2 protein-coding genes are annotated in these 1527 nt (G+C 34.9%); both read right to left on the reverse strand.

The features are described from left to right. Nucleotides 1–53: 53 nt before the first annotated feature. Nucleotides 54–251, reverse strand: a complete 198-nt coding sequence (locus LCI24_RS16860; protein ID WP_274641421.1) for a hypothetical protein — start codon at nucleotides 249–251, stop codon at nucleotides 54–56. Nucleotides 252–342: 91 nt separating this feature from the next. Further along, entirely contained in the window at nucleotides 343–489 is a 147-nt protein-coding gene (locus tag LCI24_RS16865; RefSeq protein ID WP_274641422.1) for a hypothetical protein, read from the reverse strand. Nucleotides 490–1527 lie beyond the last annotated feature (1038 nt).

A 1527-nucleotide genomic window follows, 5' to 3' on the forward strand; every position in this document is an offset into this window, starting at 1 on the left:
ATAAGTCGGAACATATACGGCTTATATACGGCTCGTATAGGAGTTATCTATAATTATACTAGCCTTTCTTTAACTGCTAATTTGTTCTTTTTTATCTTTTCAGCTAATCTTTTCTCTATATCTTCTTTAGATACATTTTCAAGCTTAGCCATAGCTTCTATGTAATCTTCTTTAATAGCTAAAGCTGTAGCATGTCCTACTACTGTTAATTCTCCCATTATTTCAAGAGCATTTTTCTTTTTTTCTTCCATTTTTTTCTCTGATTTAAGCACCAAAGTTAAGTTATCACAATGAACTAAACAAGGCGATATTTACAGTTAGTAAACACTTTAATTTCATTAACTATTTTATGAACTTTTGGGCTGCTAATCTTATAACACTTAATACATCATCAGGGGTTATTTTTATTACTATTATAATCCCTAAAATTATTAATGCTATTACCCACCATGGAAGAGCGATTTCTACTTTTTCTGCTGTTATTTTCATTTTTTTTATTTTTATCTTAATTATTATTAACCTTATTGTAATCACAAAAACAAAATAGTAAAGTCTACTTTGTATTATTTTTTAAAAAACTTTTAGCAATGGTATTAAACCTGTTTTAAATACCAAAGGACATTATTTTTAAGTCCTTTGTTTGCAAGGTATGTAAGCCCATTAAATAATAAAAGGACAACTATTTTTAGTTCCGTAGTTTCATCTTTTTTCCTTAAAATAATCTTTATCATCTTTCTGATTTATGTTTACTATAATAAAACAATGTGGGTCTAAATTTAGATTCTAGTAGGCTAATAGTTGTTTAAATCTATCAGGCGAACGTTTTAAAAACTTAGGATTTAGAGGTAGTTGGTGTGGCTGATAATCCTAAGTTTTTAAAATGGCTTGTTTTTCATTCCAAGGAACGAGTTGTGTGCAAAAACTAGCAAAGATGTGAGCTTGCGAACACTTGTAGCAAGCGAGGATTTTGCGACGCTTTTTGTATGCAAATGCGGTGCGGTGGCGTTGCTTGCAACTGTATATCCAAAACGTAGTGCGCAGGCGTTGGGTGTAGCGGTTGGTTTGGCAGTAGCGGTGGCGTGCTGGGGCAGGAAGCGGCTATTTACACATAATGGAGTTATAGCCCCTGGAGGGAAGCGTAAGAGGACTATAACTACCCGTTATGTTAACATAGCTTTGGGTAGTTTATGGCTAGTGCGTTGGCTACAGCTTTTTGTTTTTTTACGTGGATACATGGAGCGTACAAAAATACTGCTTGCAGATTTTTGTGTGTGGAATGAGCAGTGGACGATGCAAAAAACAATATGCTGTACTAGCTTTGGATGCCATAAAGTACAGATGCGGTGGTAAGTGTAGGCTTTTATCCATCCACCATAGGCCACCTGCCTTCTAAGCAGGTGCCCCTTTGTATGATTCGCTTTTTAGCTTATTGGGTGGAAGTTGTTCACCATATCGTGTAGGCTTTCTAAATCGTCTTGTAGGTAACGCTCTGTAGAGCTTATATGACGATGTCCTGCTAAATATTGA

Source organism: Tenacibaculum larymnensis, from assembly GCF_028829235.1.
In the GTDB taxonomy this organism is placed as follows: Bacteria; Bacteroidota; Bacteroidia; order Flavobacteriales; family Flavobacteriaceae; genus Polaribacter; species Polaribacter larymnensis.